Annotated in this window: 17 protein-coding genes and 1 riboswitch; of the genes, 7 read left to right on the forward strand and 10 right to left on the reverse strand. The window is 50.7% G+C overall.

What is annotated here, in order from left to right:
* Positions 1 to 3: 3 nt before the first annotated feature.
* Complete coding sequence (gene moaB / locus LVQ79_RS11920) at positions 4 to 516, reverse strand: molybdenum cofactor biosynthesis protein B (protein WP_232865094.1); 513 nt, start codon at positions 514 to 516, stop codon at positions 4 to 6.
* A 46-nt stretch (positions 517 to 562) separates the two neighbouring features.
* The gene (gene moaA, locus LVQ79_RS11925; protein WP_232865095.1) at positions 563 to 1552 is read right to left on the reverse strand and encodes a GTP 3',8-cyclase MoaA; all 990 of its coding nucleotides are present in this window, start codon (positions 1550 to 1552) and stop codon (positions 563 to 565) included.
* A riboswitch (molybdenum cofactor riboswitch) is annotated at positions 1540 to 1671 on the reverse strand. It overlaps the preceding gene by 13 nt.
* A 209-nt stretch (positions 1672 to 1880) precedes the next feature.
* Here moaA and yvcK point away from each other — a divergent pair.
* Complete coding sequence (yvcK, locus tag LVQ79_RS11930) at positions 1881 to 2789, forward strand: uridine diphosphate-N-acetylglucosamine-binding protein YvcK (RefSeq protein ID WP_232865096.1); 909 nt, start codon at positions 1881 to 1883, stop codon at positions 2787 to 2789.
* A gap of 30 nt (positions 2790 to 2819) precedes the next feature.
* Here yvcK and uvrB read toward each other — a convergent pair whose 3' ends face one another.
* Positions 2820 to 4835 carry an excinuclease ABC subunit UvrB gene (gene uvrB, locus LVQ79_RS11935; protein ID WP_151992811.1) on the reverse strand — a complete coding sequence of 672 codons (2016 nt, stop codon included), beginning with the start codon at positions 4833 to 4835 and terminating at the stop codon, positions 2820 to 2822.
* A gap of 814 nt (positions 4836 to 5649) precedes the next feature.
* Here uvrB and LVQ79_RS11940 point away from each other — a divergent pair.
* On the forward strand, positions 5650 to 6360 hold the full coding sequence (locus LVQ79_RS11940; RefSeq protein ID WP_232865097.1) for an ABC transporter ATP-binding protein: 711 nt from the start codon (positions 5650 to 5652) through the stop codon (positions 6358 to 6360).
* 44 nt (positions 6361 to 6404) lie between these two features.
* Here the strand turns inward: LVQ79_RS11940 and LVQ79_RS11945 are convergent, their stop codons facing one another.
* The 6 genes from LVQ79_RS11945 to bioB form a co-directional block, all read right to left on the reverse strand.
* Positions 6405 to 6923, reverse strand: coding sequence for a helix-turn-helix transcriptional regulator (locus LVQ79_RS11945; protein WP_232865098.1), 519 nt, complete (start codon positions 6921 to 6923; stop codon positions 6405 to 6407).
* Positions 6924 to 6940: 17 nt separating this feature from the next.
* Positions 6941 to 7204: a hypothetical protein gene (locus LVQ79_RS11950; RefSeq protein ID WP_151992814.1), complete on the reverse strand. Its 264-nt coding sequence runs from the start codon at positions 7202 to 7204 to the stop codon at positions 6941 to 6943.
* Positions 7205 to 7376: 172 nt separating this feature from the next.
* A complete protein-coding gene (gene bioD / locus LVQ79_RS11955; RefSeq protein WP_232865099.1) occupies positions 7377 to 8060 on the reverse strand; it encodes a dethiobiotin synthase in 684 nt (227 codons plus the stop codon).
* Positions 8053 to 8811 (reverse strand): malonyl-ACP O-methyltransferase BioC, encoded by a 759-nt coding sequence (bioC, locus tag LVQ79_RS11960; protein ID WP_232865100.1) that lies wholly within the window; start codon positions 8809 to 8811, stop codon positions 8053 to 8055. Before bioC ends, bioD begins: the two co-directional genes overlap by 8 nt.
* Positions 8795 to 9946 carry an 8-amino-7-oxononanoate synthase gene (gene bioF, locus LVQ79_RS11965; RefSeq protein ID WP_232865101.1) on the reverse strand — a complete coding sequence of 384 codons (1152 nt, stop codon included), beginning with the start codon at positions 9944 to 9946 and terminating at the stop codon, positions 8795 to 8797. The genes bioC and bioF overlap by 17 nt, the downstream gene beginning before the upstream one ends.
* The gene (gene bioB, locus LVQ79_RS11970) at positions 9943 to 10983 is read right to left on the reverse strand and encodes a biotin synthase BioB (protein ID WP_064517189.1); all 1041 of its coding nucleotides are present in this window, start codon (positions 10981 to 10983) and stop codon (positions 9943 to 9945) included. Before bioB ends, bioF begins: the two co-directional genes overlap by 4 nt.
* A gap of 89 nt (positions 10984 to 11072) precedes the next feature.
* Here bioB and bioA point away from each other — a divergent pair, with 89 nt between their 5' ends.
* The 4 genes from bioA (at position 11073) to LVQ79_RS11990 (ending at position 15141) form a co-directional block, all read left to right on the forward strand.
* Positions 11073 to 12362, forward strand: coding sequence for an adenosylmethionine--8-amino-7-oxononanoate transaminase (gene bioA / locus LVQ79_RS11975; RefSeq protein ID WP_232865102.1), 1290 nt, complete (start codon positions 11073 to 11075; stop codon positions 12360 to 12362).
* A 70-nt stretch (positions 12363 to 12432) separates the two neighbouring features.
* Complete coding sequence (locus tag LVQ79_RS11980; RefSeq protein ID WP_232865103.1) at positions 12433 to 13113, forward strand: type 1 glutamine amidotransferase domain-containing protein; 681 nt, start codon at positions 12433 to 12435, stop codon at positions 13111 to 13113.
* A gap of 15 nt (positions 13114 to 13128) precedes the next feature.
* The gene (locus LVQ79_RS11985) at positions 13129 to 13605 is read left to right on the forward strand and encodes a kinase inhibitor (RefSeq protein WP_232865104.1); all 477 of its coding nucleotides are present in this window, start codon (positions 13129 to 13131) and stop codon (positions 13603 to 13605) included.
* A 237-nt stretch (positions 13606 to 13842) separates the two neighbouring features.
* The gene (locus LVQ79_RS11990; RefSeq protein ID WP_232865105.1) at positions 13843 to 15141 is read left to right on the forward strand and encodes a putative acyl-CoA thioester hydrolase; all 1299 of its coding nucleotides are present in this window, start codon (positions 13843 to 13845) and stop codon (positions 15139 to 15141) included.
* 65 nt (positions 15142 to 15206) lie between these two features.
* Here the strand turns inward: LVQ79_RS11990 and pgl are convergent, their stop codons facing one another.
* A complete protein-coding gene (gene pgl / locus LVQ79_RS11995) occupies positions 15207 to 16205 on the reverse strand; it encodes a 6-phosphogluconolactonase (protein ID WP_232865106.1) in 999 nt (332 codons plus the stop codon).
* 129 nt (positions 16206 to 16334) lie between these two features.
* On the opposite strand from pgl, the gene LVQ79_RS12000 reads away from it, so the two are divergent.
* Positions 16335 to 17153 carry a pyridoxal phosphatase gene (locus LVQ79_RS12000; RefSeq protein WP_151992824.1) on the forward strand — a complete coding sequence of 273 codons (819 nt, stop codon included), beginning with the start codon at positions 16335 to 16337 and terminating at the stop codon, positions 17151 to 17153.
* The last annotated feature ends 2 nt before the right edge of the window (positions 17154 to 17155 follow it).

The following is a 17155-nucleotide window of genomic DNA, read 5'->3' on the forward strand; positions in this document are numbered from 1 at the left end:
AGTTTATTTCTTGAGATGTGGGTGGAAATTACAAGGGCGCACGCGGGCATCCAGCTGTGGCTGAATGATATTTTCCCACGCGGTATGACATGCTTTGGTTGAACCTGGCATAGCAAAGATCAGCGTACGGTTCGCGATACCTGCCAGCGCGCGCGATTGCAGCGTTGATGTGCCGATTTCTTCAAAAGAGAGCATGCGAAACACTTCACCAAAACCTTCGATTTCGCGGTCAAACAGCGGCAGAAGCGCTTCCGGGGTCTGGTCGCCATCGGTAAAACCGGTGCCACCGTTAATCAACACCACCTGAACTTCATCATCAGCAATCCATTGGGAAACGTGGGCACGAATTGCGTAGCGGTTTTCTTTCACAATCGCTTTGGCAACAATGTGGTGGCCCGCGTCAGTTGCCGCTTCACGCAGATAATGGCCGGAGGTGTCGTCTTCTTCGCCACGGCGGCTTGAGACGGTCAGAATGGCAATATTTACCGGGACAAATTCGCTACTTATCTGGCTCATTGTTATCTTCCTTTTTATACCCAAAATTATTGGGGTCCAGCGGGTTTTAGCCGCCGATATAAGACAGGTTTTGAGTGATACCGGTATCACCGTCATGCAGGAAATGGGTCTGTTTTTTGTGCGTTAAGGCTTCAGCAATGCGCGCCTCAAGCTCGTCGATTTGCCCGTCATCAGCTAACAGGTCACGCAGGGAAATGCCCTGTTCACCAAACAAACACAGATGCAGGTTGCCGACTGACGACACGCGCAGGCGGTTGCAGCTGGCACAGAAATCTTTTTCATACGGCATGATCAGGCCAATTTCGCCTTGATAATCCGGGTGGCAAAAGACCTGCGCCGGGCCGTCGCTGCGGCTGCGAAGCTGGTGAACCCAGCCGCGAGCCAGAAGTTGGTCGCGAATGGTTTTGCCAGAAATGTGGTGTTTGCGGAACAAATCGCCGCCGTCGCCGGTTTCCATCAGCTCGATAAAGCGTAGCTGGATTGGACGGGGTTTGATCCACGCAAGGAAGGTATCGAGTTCGTGGTGGTTTACGTCGCGCATCAGCACTGTGTTCACTTTTACACGTTCAAAACCTGCGGCAAACGCGGCATCAATGCCATCCATCACCTGGCGGAATTTATCCTGCCCGGTAATAGCATGGAATTGGCGAGCATCGAGGCTATCAACACTAACATTCACTGCGGTGAGCCCTGCATCGCGCCACTGCTGGATATCGCGAGCAAGACGATAGCCGTTAGTTGTCACGGCAATCTGGCGAATACCAGGGTTTTCACGCACAGCGGCGATAATGTCAGTGAAGTCTTTACGCAAAGAGGGTTCACCACCTGTCAGGCGTACTTTTTCAGTACCCAGGGCGGCAAAAGCGCGCGTTACACGGCGAATTTCAGCGACGTTGAGGAAACTTTTGTTTGCCACGCCATGAGGCTTGTAGCCATCCGGCAGGCAATAGTTGCAACGGAAATTGCAAACGTCGGTAATAGACAGACGCAGGTAAAAAAACTTACGAGCGAATGCATCGGTAAGTTGAGTAGCCATGTACACCTTCCAAATACGGGAGATGCAGTCATTTCTTTCTGCACCCTGGTGACTCAAGGTCACGGCCAAAGCACCGTATCTTTCGACTTAGGTCCAGAGGCTTAGTGTGTTTTAGAGCGATAAGCGATAGTAGCGCGTGACGGCGTTAACTGCCATAACAGCTTTCGCTATATAAATCTATATATAACGAACTAATCGTTCAATTTCGCCACAGACTACGCGAAAAGTGAACTTTTGCTTTGATATACATCATTAACCCTTGAGCCTGAATCGTATTCTGTACTCTTTTGCGCTACCTTATTTCGATAGTTCGTCATAAGGAATAGTTATGCGCAATCGTACGTTTGCGGATTTAGACCGGGTGGTCGCCCTTGGCGGTGGGCACGGTCTGGGCAGGGTTATGTCATCCCTATCCTCTCTTGGTTCACGCTTAACCGGCATTGTTACCACAACCGATAATGGTGGTTCGACAGGTCGTATCAGGCGCTCTGAGGGAGGCATTGCCTGGGGCGATATGCGCAACTGTTTAAATCAGTTAATTACTGAACAAAGCGTTGCTTCTGCTATGTTTGAGTACCGTTTTGGCGGTAATGGCGAACTTTCCGGGCATAACCTCGGAAACTTGATGTTAAAGGCATTGGATCACCTGAGCGTGAGGCCTTTAGAAGCCATCAATTTAATTCGTAACCTGCTAAAAGTGGATGCATTTCTAATCCCGATGTCTGAACACCCCGTGGATTTGATGGCAACAGACGCAGATGGCCATTTTATTTACGGTGAAGTAAATATTGACCAGCTTTCTTCACCGCCCCAGGAGCTATCGCTGTACCCAAAAGCGCATGCTACCCGCGAAGCTGTTCAGGCTATCTCTGAAGCAGACCTTATTCTGATTGGGCCCGGTAGTTTTTACACAAGCTTAATGCCGATACTTTTGCTGGAAGATATGGATCAAGCATTGCGCAGGACTCCAGCTCCAGTAGTGTTTATCGGCAATCTGGGTAAAGAATTAAGTACCGCCGCCGCCAGCCTGTCGCTTGGGCAGACACTGGACATCATGGAACAGCGCATCGGGAAACGTATTGTTGATGCGGTGGTGGTTGGCCCGCAGACCGACGTTTCTGAAATTACCGACCGTGTAGTCATTCAGGAGCCACTGGAAGCAGTTGATATTCGTTATCGCCACGACCGGCATCTACTACGCCAGGCATTGGAAAAAGCGATTCAACAACTCGGATAAGACAACGCCTTCTTCACGAAGGCGTTATTATTACGACGTTGCGATAAACAACTGCCGAAGCTGATGAAGCTGGTCACGGATCTGCGCGGCCTCTTCAAATTCCAGGTTTTGCGCATGCTCCAGCATCTTCCCTTCCAACTGGTGAATTTTCTGCTGCAAAGCTTTTGGCGTCAGGATGATTTCATCATCTTCAATCACGCTGCGGGCTTTACTCTTCATTCGGCCTTTGGTTTTCGCCATGCCTTCACCAAGCTGAAGGATATCCACGACTTTTTTGTTCAGCCCTTGCGGCGTAATACCGTTTTCTTCGTTGTAACGCTGCTGTTTTTCACGGCGACGTTCAGTTTCACCGATAGCCTTAGCCATTGATGCTGTGATCTTGTCGCCGTACAGAATCGCTTTACCGTTGATGTTACGTGCCGCACGGCCAATGGTCTGAATCAACGAACGCTCAGAACGCAGGAAGCCCTCTTTATCGGCATCCAGAATCGCGACCAGCGACACTTCAGGCATATCCAACCCCTCACGCAGCAAGTTGATGCCCACCAGCACGTCGAACTCGCCAAGGCGCAAATCACGGATGATTTCCATACGCTCGACGGTGTCGATATCTGAGTGCAGATAACGCACCTTTTCGCCATGCTCTTCGAGGTATTCGGTTAGATCTTCTGCCATACGCTTGGTCAGTGTGGTGACCAGCACGCGTTCGTTAACCTCCACGCGCTTGCGAATTTCAGAAAGCAGGTCGTCAACCTGAGTGCCAACCGGGCGAACTTCGATAATTGGGTCCAGCAAACCTGTTGGCCTGACAACCTGGTCGACAACATCGCCGCCAGACTTTTCTAGCTCATAGTTGCTAGGCGTTGCCGAAACATAAATGGTTTGCGGTGCCAGCGCTTCAAACTCTTCAAATCTCAGCGGGCGGTTATCAAGTGCTGATGGCAAACGGAAGCCATACTCCACGAGTGTTTCTTTGCGCGAACGGTCACCTTTGTACATGCCGCCGATTTGCGGAATTGTCACGTGGGACTCGTCAACAATTAACAAACCATCTGCTGGCAAGTAATCGAAAAGCGTAGGAGGTGGCTCGCCAGGACCGCGCCCAGAGAGGAATCGCGAGTAGTTTTCTACCCCTGAGCAGTAACCCAATTCATTCATCATCTCTAAGTCGAACTGAGTACGTTGCGTCAGGCGCTGCTCTTCAAGCAGTTTATTGTTTGCCAAGAGAACTTTGCGGCGGTCTGCCAGCTCAACTTTGATCTCTTCCATGGCTTGCAGAATACGTTCACGCGGTGTGACGTAGTGCGATTTTGGGTAGACAGTGAAACGCTGGATAGCCTGGTCAATTTGCCCGGTCAGCGGGTCAAACAGCGACAGCCGTTCGACTTCTTCATCGAACAGCTCAACGCGTAATGCGAGATCGTCTGATTCGGCCGGGAAGATATCAACCACTTCGCCGCGCACGCGGAAAGTACCACGCTGGAATGCCTGGTCGTTGCGGGTATATTGCAGCTCAGTCAGGCGGCGAATAATTGAGCGCTGATCGATGATCATCCCTTTGGTCAGGTGAAGCATCATCTTCAGATATAAATCCGGGTCGCCCAGACCGTAAATTGCCGACACAGACGCCACCACAATCACATCACGTCTTTCAAGCAATGCTTTGGTCGCCGACAGACGCATCTGCTCGATGTGCTCGTTAACCGAAGAGTCTTTCTCGATAAATGTATCGGAACTTGGGACGTAGGCTTCTGGCTGGTAGTAGTCGTAATAAGAGACGAAGAACTCCACCGCGTTATCCGGAAAGAACTCTTTCATCTCACCATACAACTGCGCGGCCAGCGTTTTGTTAGGAGCCAGCACCATAGTGGGGCGTTGTAAATCAGCAATCACATTTGCCACGGTAAAGGTTTTACCAGAGCCCGTCACTCCCAATAAAGTCTGATGGGCAAGCCCGTCCTCCAGACCTTCTTTAAGGCGACGAATGGCCTCTGGCTGATCGCCAGAAGGTTTAAAAGCTGAATTTAATTTGAACGCTTTACTCATGAAGAGGCTACCTGATGAAGAAACGAGCGGGCCGGAGGGTAATTTTACTCGGCACAGAAAATTTTGCCAGAAAATAATACTGGATGAAAAACCAGTTACTCACTACCGCGTTTATGATACTTACCCCCTTTACCGTCTGGTTTGCCGGTAAAATACTCTACTCGCAGATATTTCAGCTGACCAAAATGGTTATCCCCAGATTTTTTTACCTTTTAACATTTGTCAAGCAGTGTCATAAAAGCGTAAGGAACATCTGTGGCACTTTTATTGCAACGATTGATTTTATTCAACTAATTGATTTAAAAAAGTTATTTAAGAAAGTCTGGTTTCGCGCCAATTCATGCGCAACCCGCGCCCGCTCTCGCTTACCGCAAGTTTTCTAACTCTAATGCACATGGTTATCCACAGGAATAGTGGATAACTGCTCTCAGCCCTTTTGCAGCGCACACCGCAAAAAACCTTAAATTCTCTGTGCCGGGGCCCAAAAATATTTTTCATCATTATTTTTACCCTTTTTGGACTTACCTGAAGCCAGCCATTTCTTATGATCCTGCTCACGAATTGCGCATTTGTATGGAGCAGTGGTCTGATGTTGCACCAAACACACCAAAGACCAGGCACCGACAAAGTGCATTCTGATTTTCGAGTCGTAGAAGCCTAAGGTTTATTCAACCATTTTCATGAGGCTTTTCTCAAAGTTGCATTGTTCTGGTCTTTAAACGGGTTAATGGCAAGGTAATTGCAAAGTTTGTAACTCTTGCTTCGTGTTGCACAAGCAGCCTGGGTCGTTAACCCTGCCAGAAGGAAAATGTCGATGTTGAGCCTGCGTGCTGTTAATCAGTTTTATGGTGAAAGCCATATCCTGTGGAATCTGGATCTTGAGCTGGTGCCTGGAGAGTGCACCTGTGTTCTTGGCGCACCAGGGATGGGGAAAACAACGCTGGTAAACTGTATTACTGGTTACTTGCCAGTACAAAGTGGCAGTATGACCTGGCTTGAAGCAGGCCATCCACCACAGGATCTTCTCACCCAACCTCTAGAAGGCCGAGTCGCTCTGGGAATGAGTTATGTCGCGCAGGACCGGCGAATATTCTCCCAACTAAGCGTTGAGGAAAACCTGCAAATCGCGCTATTGGCTGCCCGCGTGCGTTCCCGTAGCATTCCAGGCATGATCTATGAACTGTTCCCTGAACTGTACAGCTTAAGGCACATGCGCGGTGGTGAGCTATCAAACGATCTTCAGCAGCAACTGGCATTGGCAAGAGCGCTGGTGACAGAACCAAAACTGTTGATTCTTGATGAACCCACTTTTGGCAGCGGACAACGTTTTATCAATGAGCTGGGCAATATTATCCGCCGTCTGAGCCGTGATTTTGGCCTGACAATATTGCTGGTAGAGCAACGCTTATCGTTCATTCGCCGCGTGGCGGACCGTTTCTGCTTGCTACACCGGGGCCGGAATGTTGCTCAGGGAAATGTCGCACTTCTGGATGATAAGCTGGTAGCCAGTTGGATAGATCCATGATGGTGCGTAAAACGACGGCATGAACAGCCTCTCAGGTTCTGCCGTCACAACTTACCAAGTTGCTTCTGCATATTTCTATCGAGACTGGCGAGCTCCCGTTGTAAGTTGCATTGCCGGGTTACAGCAGATAATTCCACCAATGGTAAAGGTACTTTTGAAACACCAGCTTCGCGCATCCAACGCAGCACCGGTTCCAAATGCCAGATAGCGGTTTTACCGTCGTGTATTGGTTGCGGAAAAGCCTCGCGGCTTACCATTACTTTGCGAATATACTGCCGGGAAAACCCAAGCAGCTCAGCAATATCTGTTAGCCCGACCAGATCTGGCATCACTTCAACCAACGCAGTACCTGGAATAATGCGTTTTACATCCTGAATCGCTGAAACAACGGCTAGTTTTGCATCCGATGCTTCGCGGATGAAATTCAGTGCAATTCGCCCTGTGACACCCACACCCACCAGCGCGTCATCGCAACCTTGCGCACCCAAAGCTTCAACCCATTGCTCCGGATTCTGGCCATTTTCTGGCAGGGTGAAAATCAACGTGAAGCTAAATTCTGACATATTCTGCTCCTTGAAAATTAATGTCTGATGGCAGGTGGCGAGCCTTGCTGGCTACAGTTATCGACGACACGACGTATCTGCCTTGCATGGTTATAAGCACTGCGCGGGGTGCTCCAGATGCAGCTAATGCAAAACTCACCGCAGCGGCAGGCTTTGTCGTTCCACGGACAATACATTTTCCCCCAACAATGTGCCCCACCCGGCCGCACTTGCCAGCCCTGACATTCGGCATAACTTAATGCTGCTTCAATGTCCTTATTGGGGTGTATACGCCGCTTCATAAAACCTCCTGTCCATACTCGCAAATAAGTTGTCATGTGACAACTTGAAATTGAGAAACAATTTACCTGCGAGGTATTTTTCTTCAAGGAGAAGATTTGAAAATTAGCGGTATATCGAAGAGCGCCCGCAAGATTTATCGGGCGTTGCAACAATGAGCAGTGGATTTGCGAATTACTGCGAAAGAAGGGAGATATCCAGGTGACGGCCGAGCGAAGTTTCATCGTCGATATGCGGATAGAATGGGATCTCACCTAACATGGGGGCTTTTAAAACATCACGTAACGTTGCGAGATACTCAGCATGGCGCTTGCCGGTAGGTTGAACGTCATTAGCAATCCAGCCCGCAAGGCGCAGACCCGCATGTTGCACTGCATGCGCAGTTAGCATGGCATGGTTGATACAGCCGAGTTTTACCCCTACGACCAAAATTACAGGCAACTGCTCTTGTATTGCCCAGTCTGCAAAAGTGGTTGTTGCTGAAAGTGGTGTAAACCAGCCCCCCGCCCCTTCAACCTGTAACCAGTCGGCCTGAGAAGCAAGTGCTTCAAGGCCTGCTGACATCTGCGAAAACTCGATAGGCTGCAATGCTTCTGCACTAACGATATGCGGCGATGTAGGCTCCAAAAACGCAAACGGGTTGACCTGTGCATAGCTTAATTTGACGTTACTGTAGCGCTGTAAGGCAAGCGCATCACCGTTGCGAATACCCTGAGCAGTCATTTCACTACCAGAGGCAACCGGCTTATATCCTGCAGTACGGTAACCCGCATCTCCTGCGGCCTGCAGCAAAGCACAGCTGGCAATGGTTTTACCCACTTCCGTATCCGTTCCGGTTACAAACCATTTTTTAATCACGTTCAATCACTCCACAAACGAGTTGCCAGGTCAGAGGGAATTGCCCCTGTTTCTGTGGCCAGGCGAGACTTAATTTTTGTAATTGTTGGCGGGTCATCAGCGATGCTTTACGCCCATCATGAAGATGTGTCGCACCAATACCTTTTAGCGATTGCATGGCACTCAATACGCTATCGTAAGACTGGCTGATTTCATGAATTTTTAGAGTGTAGCGCCATCCTTCGCACGCGCCCTGAATCTGCTCAAACGTCATAAATCGGTTGGCATGAGACCTTTCATCCACCACCTGCCAGGCGGTATGCAGTTCGCAAAGTGAATCTGCAGCAAGCGTAGTAAATGCCAGGCAACCGCCAGAGCGAGTGACACGATAAAGCTCACTTAAGCCACTGCGTAAATCGCTGCACCACTGCACTGCGAGATTACTCCATGCGAGATCCACCTGCTGGTCGGCAAGGTTGATGGCTTCAATATCGCCTTCGAGATAGTTATCAGCTGAACCTTGAAGTGCAGCGTGGTTCAGCATCGCGGGTGAGAGATCCAGTGCCGTAACATGGCAGCCTTTTTCGCGCCAGGCGCGGCTATACCAACCCGTACCGCATCCAGCATCCAACACGTTGCTGATTTGACGGCCTTCAAGCATTCCCACCAGCAAGTCCCCGCTGGTGCGTTGCAATTCGGCGTGGCTGTCGTAGGTGCTTGCCGCACGGCCAAATGCTGCGGCAATAGCCGCTTTATCAACGAGTCGCGTCATACAGCGCCTCCAAAAGCTTGTTGATATCTTCGCTGGTGTGGCTTGCAGTAAGCGTCACACGCAGCCGCGCCGTACCAAGTGGCACGGTTGGTGGACGAATCGCTGTTAGCCAGAATCCGCGTTCACGTAAAGTAGCGGCAAGGTTCACCGCAGGCTGATTTTCCCCCACGATCAACGGCTGGATGGCAGTTTGTGAGGCCATTAATTGCAGCGGTAGTTGTGCGGCTCCCGCGCGGAAATGGGCAATATTGGCGTGTAATAGGGCACGCCGGGAATCCTCACGGCGGATAACATTCAACGCTGCTGATAACGCACACGCCTGTGCAGGTGGCATAGAGGTGCTGTAAATAAGATGCCGGGCGGATTGCAGCAGATAATCAGCCATCGATTCACTACACAGAACTGCGGCCCCACTCGCACCAAATGCCTTGCCGAACGTTACGACCAGCAAGTCTGGTTTGACGTGTTGCTGATAGCAGCTACCCCGTCCTTCTTCACCTATCACGCCAATACCATGGGCATCGTCAACCATCAATAAACCCCGTGCTTCCCGGGTAGCTTGCGCGATTTCAGCCAACGGAGCGGCATCTCCGTCCATACTGAAAATACCTTCGGTAATAACCAGTTGTTGACCATCAGTTTGCGAGGCCAACAGCGTTTGCAACGATGCGATATCGTTATGGGCAAAACGCCGTAACTGCGCTGGACTGTGCATTGCGGCTTCCAGAAGTGAAGCATGACTAAGTTTATCGGCAACAATCCGGTCTGATTTTTCAGTCAGTGCAGCGATAAGCGCCTGGTTAGCCGCGAAACCTGAAATAAACAGTAATGCGCGCGGATAACCCAGCCAGTCAGCTAACTGCTGTTCAAATCGCTGATGGGCTTCGTGATACCCGGTGACATGTCCGGAACCACCACTCCCAATACCGTAAATCTCAGCACCCTGCTGCCAGGCATTAACCACTTCAGCATGGTGACTAATTCCCAGATAATCGTTACTGGAAAAATTTAGATAACGGGTATCGTTTTGAACAAGGTAGCGCCCGCTACCTTGTTGGTTGGCCTGCCTGGTGCGAAAACTGTCGCTTTCGCGCCGCCTGGCAAGCGCATTATCGATGCGTTGCTGCCAGGTCATACTGCCGCCGCGTTGTAGTAATTCTCCGTATCCGCATTGAGCAATTGATCGGTTAGTTGTTGTTGCTGCTCATTGTCGCCTGCATGAGTGGTTGTTTGCTGCGGATTAAGCCCAAGCTTGCGGAACAATTGCAGGTCTTTGTCTTCTTCCGGGTTTGGCGTAGTCAGTAATTTGCAGCCATAGAAAATCGAGTTTGCGCCAGCCATGAAGCACATGGCCTGAGTTTGCTCACTCATCTGCTCGCGCCCGGCAGAAAGCCGTACGAAAGAGGTCGGCATCATGATACGCGCGACAGCAATAGTGCGAATAAAATCAAACGCATCGACGTCTTCGTTATCTGCCATCGGGGTGCCTTTTACCTTCACCAGCATGTTGATTGGCACGCTTTCTGGTGGGGTTGGTAAATTCGCTAGTTGCAGCAGCAACCCGGCACGATCGGTTACCGTTTCACCCAGACCGACAATGCCGCCAGAGCAGACTTTAATCCCGGCATCACGCACTTTATCGAGCGTATCAAGACGTTCCTGATAAGTACGCGTAGTGATGATATTGCCGTAGAATTCTGGCGAGGTGTCGAGGTTATGGTTGTAGTAATCAAGCCCTGCTGCCGCCAGGCGATGTGCCTGCGTATCGGTTAAGGTGCCGAGCGTCATACAGGTTTCAAGCCCCATTTCGCGCACGCCTTGCACCATTTGTTCAAGGTACGGCATATCGCGATCGTTCGGGTTTTTCCAGGCAGCGCCCATGCAGAAACGAGTAGACCCCGCATTTAACGCTTTACGTGCGGAGTCCAACACTTGCTCAACTTCCATCAAGCGCTCGGAAGCCAGCCCGGTTTTGTAGCGCGCACTTTGCGGGCAATATTTGCAGTCTTCCGGGCACGCCCCAGTTTTAATCGACAGCAGCGTACTGACCTGAACGTGGCGGGGATCGAAGTGCTGACGATGCACCGTTTGTGCTTCAAACATTAGTTCGAGGAAAGGTTTTTCAAATAAAGCAGTGACCTGCGACATTGACCAGCGTGCGTGGTGAGCCATGGGGCATCTCCAAAAAGGGTGTTGTTAGCCATTGATTGACGTTATACTTGTAAACCTAAATCTTTTTCAAATGGTTTACAAGTCACCCTATGACCCCTGCTGATTTAGCGTTCGACCAACAACATATCTGGCACCCTTACACTTCCATGACTAAACCGTTACCGGTTTATCCGGTTGTGGCGGCAACAGGCTGCGAACTAAAACTTGCTGATGGTAAAGCCCTTGTTGATGGGATGTCGTCCTGGTGGGCGGCAATTCATGGCTACAATCACCCGCGCTTAAATCAGGCAATGAAAGACCAGATTGACCAGATGTCGCACGTCATGTTTGGCGGGATCACGCACCCACCCGCAGTGGCGCTGTGTTGTAAACTGGTCGCCATGACGCCGGAAAATCTCGAATGCGTATTTCTTGCAGACTCCGGTTCTGTCGCCGTAGAAGTCGCAATGAAAATGGCATTGCAGTACTGGCACGCCAAAGGCGAACCTCGCCAGCGCTTCCTCACTTTCCGCAACGGTTATCACGGCGATACTTTTGGTGCCATGTCGGTGTGCGATCCGGATAATTCAATGCACAGCCTGTGGCAAGGTTACCTGCCTGAACACCTGTTTGCTCCCGCGCCAAATTGCCGTTTTGACGATGAATGGGATGAGATGGACATCGTGCCATTCGCACGTTTAATGGCTGCTCATCGCCACGAAATTGCAGCAGTGATCCTTGAGCCGATTGTTCAGGGGGCTGGCGGTATGCGGTTCTATCACCCGGAATGGCTAAAGCGTATTCGCCGCATGTGCGACCGCGAAGGGATTTTGCTGATTGCCGATGAGATTGCGACCGGCTTTGGTCGTACAGGCAAGCTGTTTGCCTGTGAACACGCTGAAATTTCACCGGATATTATGTGCCTCGGCAAAGCGCTGACGGGCGGCACAATGACACTTTCTGCAACTCTCACCACTCGCCTGGTCGCAGAAACCATCAGCGATGGTGAGGCCGGATGCTTTATGCATGGCCCAACGTTTATGGGCAACCCGCTGGCGTGTGCTGTTGCGACCGAAAGCCTTGCGTTGCTCGAAGAAGGCCACTGGCAGCAGCAAGTGCAGGCGCTGGAGGAGCAGTTGTCGGAAGGACTGAAACCGTTATTGGAATGTGAGCTAGTGGCCGATGTACGCGTGCTTGGCGCAATTGGCGTTGTCGAAACGCACAAGCCGGTGGATATGGCAGCACTTCAGGCGTTCTTTGTCGGGCAAGGTGTCTGGATTCGCCCGTTTGGCCGGCTGATTTACCTGATGCCACCTTACGTTATCAACCCTGAGCAACTGGATAAATTGATTCAAGCCGTGGCGTGTGCGGTACAAAATCCGGCATTTTTCAGAAGCTGAGAGCCAGCAAGCCCTACGGCTATGCACTACACTTCGAGGATCTTTTCACGTCCCACACAGGGAGATTCAGATGAAAATCCTCATGGTTTTAACCTCGCACAATCAGCTCGGCAACACCGGCAAACCCACAGGCTTTTGGCTTGAGGAGTTTGCCGCGCCGTATTATGTCTTTCACGATGCCGGGTTGAAAATCACGCTCGCGTCACCAAAAGGCGGGCAGCCGCCGCTCGATCCCGTAAGCGACGAGCCGGACGCGCAAACCGACGATACCCGTCGTTTCCGTGGCGATGCTACCGCGCAAAAGTTATTAGCCAATACCGAAAAACTCGAGGGCATCAAGGCCGATGATTTTGACGCGGTGTTTTACCCAGGCGGCCACGGGCCGTTGTGGGATCTCGCGGAAGACACATACTCAATCAAACTGATTGAGCAATTTTGGGCCGCTGGCAAACCAGTTGCTGCGGTGTGCCATGCCCCCGGTGTTTTGCGCAAAGTGACAAAACCCGACGGCTCACCGTTGGTCAAAGGCAAAAGGGTCACCGGCTTTACCAATAGCGAAGAAGAAGCTGTGGGTTTAACCGCAGTGGTGCCCTTCCTGGTAGAAGATGAGCTGAAAAAAGCAGGTGGCTTGTTTGAGCGCACCGATGACTGGGGCGAGTATGCTGTAGTTGACGGGCACTTAGTTACCGGGCAAAACCCGGCATCTTCAGCGATTGCGGCTGAAGAACTGCTGAAGTTACTGAATCTCTAAGCGCGAGGAGTTGAGATGAAACTGGTCAGTCAGGATTTCAAAGATGGGGATAAACTCCCCTGGCGTCAGGTACTTAATGGAATGGGTTACGATGGCGATAATATTTCGCCTCATCTAGCGTGGGATGATGTTCCTACGGGAACCAAAAGCTTTGTCGTGACCAGCTACGATCCTGACGCACCAACTGGTTCTGGTTGGTGGCATTGGGTGGTAATCAATCTGCCAGCCAATACACGCGTCCTGCCGCAAGGTGCAGGTTCAGGCCTGGCTGAACTGCCAGAACCTGCCGTGGAGACACTCACCGACTTTGGTAAACCGGGTTATGGTGGTGCAGCGCCACCGAAAGGTGAAGTACACCGCTATATTTTCACAGTTCACGCGCTTGATGTTGAAAAGCTAGATGTGACGGAAAATGCATCCGGGGCAATGGTGGGCTACAACGTCCATTTCCATTCATTAGGCAGCGCTTCAATCACCGCGAAGTTTAATTAACCCTATCTTTTTATACCCAAATAATTCGTGTTGCAGGTGAGCGGCAAGAGAAAGGGTCCCGATGAGCTTACTTGAGTAAGTGATTCGGGCGATTGAGCGTAGCCAACAACCCTGCAACTCGAAGAATGACGGGTATATGAAGCCGATTTGCACAATCGGCTTCCAGTTTCCCCCAACTTAGTATAAAAAAGCAGGCTTTCAGATCCCCTTTTAAATTTGCACTGCAAGGAGCAACCCTTGAACACCTTCTTTGTTTCTCGTCGGGCAGCTGTGCTCGCTTTTGCTGTGGCGCTATCGGCTTGTAGCTCTACACCGCCAGAAGATAAACCGTCCACGCAAGTGGCACCAGGCACCCAATCTCGTCCAGTTTTATCGTCCGATGAAGCCCAGAACTTTGTTCAGGCACGTTACTTCTCATCTAAAAATAAAAATGAAGCCCCTTGGGCGCCATCATCTATTCGTATTCCGCAGCAGCCTGACTTTGTTGTTGGTGCAGCCGGTGGCGAAGGTGTGACCCACACGTCTGTCCAGGCTGCCGTTGATGCAGCCATCATGAAACATAGCAACACCCATCAATACATCGCTATTCAGCCAGGTGAGTATGTCGGCACAGTTTATATTCCGGCCGCTTCTGGCAGCGTAACGCTGTACGGCACCACTGATAATGCAAGTGATGTGAAAATCACTATGCCATTGGATTCTGAAATCGATGCGAATACCTGGCGTCGTGCAGTTAACCCAGGTGGTAAATATATGCCGGGTAAACCAGCCTGGTACATGTTTGATAGCTGCCAGAACAAGCGTAATGCCACCGTAGGTATTATGTGTTCTGCTGCTGTCTGGTCGCAGAACAGCGGCTTGCAGATGCAAAACCTGACTATCGCTAACACTCTGGGTGACAGCGTAGATGCCGGTAATCATCAGGCTGTAGCACTGCGCACTGATGGCGATAAAGTACAGTTGAACAATGTTCACCTGTTGGGCCGCCAGAATACCTTCTTCGTCACTAACAGCGATGTGCAAAACCGCCTGTTAAATGACCGCCAGACACGCACATTAGTGACTAACAGCTACATTGAAGGTGATGTGGATGTGGTTGCTGGTCGTGGTGCTGTGGTGTTCGAAAATACCGACTTCCGTCTGGTTAACAGCCGCACAAAAGAAGGCACCGTGTTTGCGCCAGCTACACTGCCGAATATTTATTACGGTTTCCTGGCCATCAACAGCCGCTTCACTGCAGCAGGCGATAACGTCGCGCAACTGGGCCGCGCCTGGGATGTTGAAGCAAGTGAAAATGGTTATACCGCAGGCCAGACCTCTAACGGTCAGGTTGTTATCCGTGACAGCGTGATTAACGAAGGTTTTAACAGTGCAAAACCTTGGGGCGATGCCGCTGGTTCTAAGCGTCCATTCGCTGGCAATATCGGTACTAAAGGCGAGAAAGGCGAAATCCAACGCGATTTGAATGATGCGAATGCTAACCGTCTATGGGAGTTCAACAACCGTGGCGTGGGTAGCCCGGTAGTTGCTGAGTAAAATTAAGTATCCGCATAAAACTAAAAACCTCGCAATCGCGAGGTTTTTTATCACTAAATCAGAAATTACTTAGCGTTTATTACAACCCACATCGGCCCTTGCCCTACTGCATAACGGCCTTTCTCTTCCAGTAAACCTTGTTCACCGGTAATTTGATAAACCGCGATGTGATGCGATTTCTGGCCTGCTGCAATCAGATATTTACCACTGTGATCAACATTGAAGCCACGCGGTTGCGTTTCAGTCGGCTGATAGCCTTCCACTGCAAGAACGCTACCATCTTCAGACACGCTAAATACCGTGATGATGCTGGCAGTACGGTCGCAGGTGTAGAGATGGCGACCATCAGGTGTAATGTGGATATCTGCGCCCCAGCGAGTATCTGAGAAGCCCGGAGGCATCATGTCCAGCGTCTGCACGCATTCAATTTTGCCGTTAGCATTTTTCAGTTCCCAGACATCAACAGAACCATTGAGCTCGTTCACGCAGTAACCGTATTGTTGATTCGGGTGGAACGCCATGTGGCGCGGGCCTGCGCCCTCAACGGTGGTGACTTCTGCCGGGGTCTGCGCCACCAGATGGCCATCGTCAGAAAGGGTAAACTGGCAAATGCGATCTTGTTTCAGTGCCGGAACCCAAAGTGTGCGGTTATCCGGGGTGATATTGGCTGAGTGGCAACCTTCCAGCCCTTCCACCACATCAACAACTTCACCTGGCAGGCCATCGTTGGCAAGACTAACAACGCTTACGCTGCCTGAATTATAAGAAGCGCTGAACAGGTAGCGGCCCTGATGGTCGGTAGAAATGTGCGTTGGGCTGCCAGGAATGGCAGTGACACCCGCCTCGGTGAGCGAGCCGTCATCTGGCGTAATACGGTAGGCGATAACGCGAAACTCAGGGCGCACACCCACATACAGGTAACGTTTGTCAGGGCTGATAACCATTGGCTGAACCTGGCCTGGGACATCAACGACCTGCACAAGCGTAAGCTCACCACCTGGGTTAAGCTGCCAGACGTGAATTTGCTGGCTTTCCGGGCTGGCGGTATAGACTGTTTGTTTCATGAAATCTCTCTCCTCCCAACATATTGAGTTATTGTCACAAGGGTAGTGCGTGTTGCCATTTTGAACAACGCGGCAAGCGGTGTAACATCGGCACAGGCCTTATGATTCTGAATTTGACTGGAACCCTAAATGACTTATCGCGTAATCGCCCTTGATCTTGACGGTACATTGCTGACACCGCAAAAAACCATTCTTCCTGAATCACTGACAGCTTTACAACGCGCACGTGACGCTGGCGTGAAAGTTGTCATCGTGACGGGCCGTCATCACGTTGCCATCCATCCTTTTTATCAGGCACTGACCCTGGATACACCTGCAATTTGCTGTAATGGCACTTATTTGTATGATTATCATGCGAAAAAGGTTCTTGAGTCCGATCCTTTACAACCGCAGCAGGCCAATCAGTTAATTGACTTACTGGATGCCCACAACGTTCATGGGCTGATGTATGTTGATGATGCCATGCTGTATCAAGAGCCTACCGGCCACGTTTTACGTGCTGAAAACTGGGCAAAATCTTTACCTGAATCGCAACGTCCTGTGTTCCGCCATGTGAATTCACTGCGTGAAGCTGCTTATGACGTTGATGCAATCTGGAAATTTGCTCTTACCGATGAAGACACGGTGAAACTGCAAAACTTTACCCAGGTTGTTGAGCAACAACTTGGACTGACATGCGAATGGTCATGGCATGATCAAGTCGATGTGGCGCAAAACGGTAACAGTAAAGGCAATCGCCTGGCGAAATGGGTTGAATCACAAGGTTTATCAATGAGCCAGGTGATGGCGTTTGGTGACAACTTTAACGACCTGAGCATGCTGGAAAGCGCAGGTCTGGGTGTGGCGATGGGTAACGCTGATGACGCGATTAAAGCACGCGCGGATTTGGTGATTGGTACTAACCTGGAAACAGGCATTGCCGAGACGATTTATAAGCATTTGATTTAGTT

The organism is Buttiauxella cochleicola (genome assembly GCF_021282405.1).
GTDB lineage: Bacteria > Pseudomonadota > Gammaproteobacteria > Enterobacterales > Enterobacteriaceae > Buttiauxella > Buttiauxella massiliensis.

What these genes read in the sequence shown, in the direction of transcription:
- moaB (WP_232865094.1), bottom strand. Translation starts at nt 516, where the DNA reads ATGAGCCAGATAAGTAGCGAATTTGTCCCGGTAAATATTGCCATTCTG.
- moaA (WP_232865095.1), bottom strand. Translation starts at nt 1,552, where the DNA reads ATGGCTACTCAACTTACCGATGCATTCGCTCGTAAGTTTTTTTACCTG.
- yvcK (WP_232865096.1), top strand. Translation starts at nt 1,881, where the DNA reads ATGCGCAATCGTACGTTTGCGGATTTAGACCGGGTGGTCGCCCTTGGC.
- uvrB (WP_151992811.1), bottom strand. Translation starts at nt 4,835, where the DNA reads ATGAGTAAAGCGTTCAAATTAAATTCAGCTTTTAAACCTTCTGGCGAT.
- LVQ79_RS11940 (WP_232865097.1), top strand. Translation starts at nt 5,650, where the DNA reads ATGTTGAGCCTGCGTGCTGTTAATCAGTTTTATGGTGAAAGCCATATC.
- LVQ79_RS11945 (WP_232865098.1), bottom strand. Translation starts at nt 6,923, where the DNA reads ATGTCAGAATTTAGCTTCACGTTGATTTTCACCCTGCCAGAAAATGGC.
- LVQ79_RS11950 (WP_151992814.1), bottom strand. Translation starts at nt 7,204, where the DNA reads ATGAAGCGGCGTATACACCCCAATAAGGACATTGAAGCAGCATTAAGT.
- bioC (WP_232865100.1), bottom strand. Translation starts at nt 8,811, where the DNA reads ATGACGCGACTCGTTGATAAAGCGGCTATTGCCGCAGCATTTGGCCGT.
- bioF (WP_232865101.1), bottom strand. Translation starts at nt 9,946, where the DNA reads ATGACCTGGCAGCAACGCATCGATAATGCGCTTGCCAGGCGGCGCGAA.
- bioB (WP_064517189.1), bottom strand. Translation starts at nt 10,983, where the DNA reads ATGGCTCACCACGCACGCTGGTCAATGTCGCAGGTCACTGCTTTATTT.
- bioA (WP_232865102.1), top strand. Translation starts at nt 11,073, where the DNA reads ATGACCCCTGCTGATTTAGCGTTCGACCAACAACATATCTGGCACCCT.
- LVQ79_RS11980 (WP_232865103.1), top strand. Translation starts at nt 12,433, where the DNA reads ATGAAAATCCTCATGGTTTTAACCTCGCACAATCAGCTCGGCAACACC.
- LVQ79_RS11985 (WP_232865104.1), top strand. Translation starts at nt 13,129, where the DNA reads ATGAAACTGGTCAGTCAGGATTTCAAAGATGGGGATAAACTCCCCTGG.
- pgl (WP_232865106.1), bottom strand. Translation starts at nt 16,205, where the DNA reads ATGAAACAAACAGTCTATACCGCCAGCCCGGAAAGCCAGCAAATTCAC.
- LVQ79_RS12000 (WP_151992824.1), top strand. Translation starts at nt 16,335, where the DNA reads ATGACTTATCGCGTAATCGCCCTTGATCTTGACGGTACATTGCTGACA.